Here is a 713-nt window from a genome sequence, read left to right on the forward strand (position 1 = left end):
CCGTGCTCGCCCTGCTGGCCAAGGCCCCCACCCCGCAGGCCGCGGCGAGACTGACCCTCACCCAGATCACCGCGGCGCTCAAGGGGCACCGCGACAAGCCCGCCAAAGCCGCCGCGATCCAGGCCGGACTCCGCGCCGAGCACCTCGGGCAAAGCGACCTGGTCGCTTCCGCCTACGCGGCCACCGTGTCGGCGACCATCGCGGTCCTGCAGACCCTCAACACCCAGATCAACACCCTCGAACGGCAGGTCGAGGCCCATTTTGGCCGGCACCCGGACGCTGAGATCCTCCTCAGCCAGCCCGGCATCGGCGTCATCCTCGGCGCCCGGGTGCTCGCAGAGTTCGGCGACGCGAAAGGCCGCTACGCCAGCGCCAAGGCTCGCAAGAACTACGCCGGAACCTCACCCATCACCCGGCAATCCGGCAAGTCCAAGACCGTCCACGCCCGCTTCATCCACAACGACCGGCTCATCGACGCGCTCCACATGCAGGCCGGCGCCGCAATCCTGCATGACCCGGCCGCCCGCGCCTACTACGACCAGCTCAAAGCCCGCGACGTCAGCCACAACGCCGCCCTCCGCCAACTCGGCAACCGCCTGGTCGGCATCCTCCACGGCTGCCTCAAAACACATACCCCCTACGACCAGGCAACCGCCTGGTCACACCGGCAACACGACCTCGCCGCTTGACATTCCGGCTCCAGGGATGTCTGA

The 713-nt window shown here is 68.7% G+C and carries 1 protein-coding gene; it reads left to right on the plus strand.

Features of this window, described 5'->3' with window-relative positions; all coding sequences use genetic code 11:
- Window positions 1–689, plus strand: a 689-nt coding sequence (locus QSK26_RS41450) for a transposase (protein WP_285780855.1), incomplete at its 5' end; no start/stop codon positions are given.
- Window positions 690–713 lie beyond the last annotated feature (24 nt).

This window comes from Microtetraspora sp. NBRC 13810 (genome assembly GCF_030268685.1).
Taxonomy (GTDB): Bacteria; Actinomycetota; Actinomycetes; order Streptosporangiales; family Streptosporangiaceae; genus BSRQ01.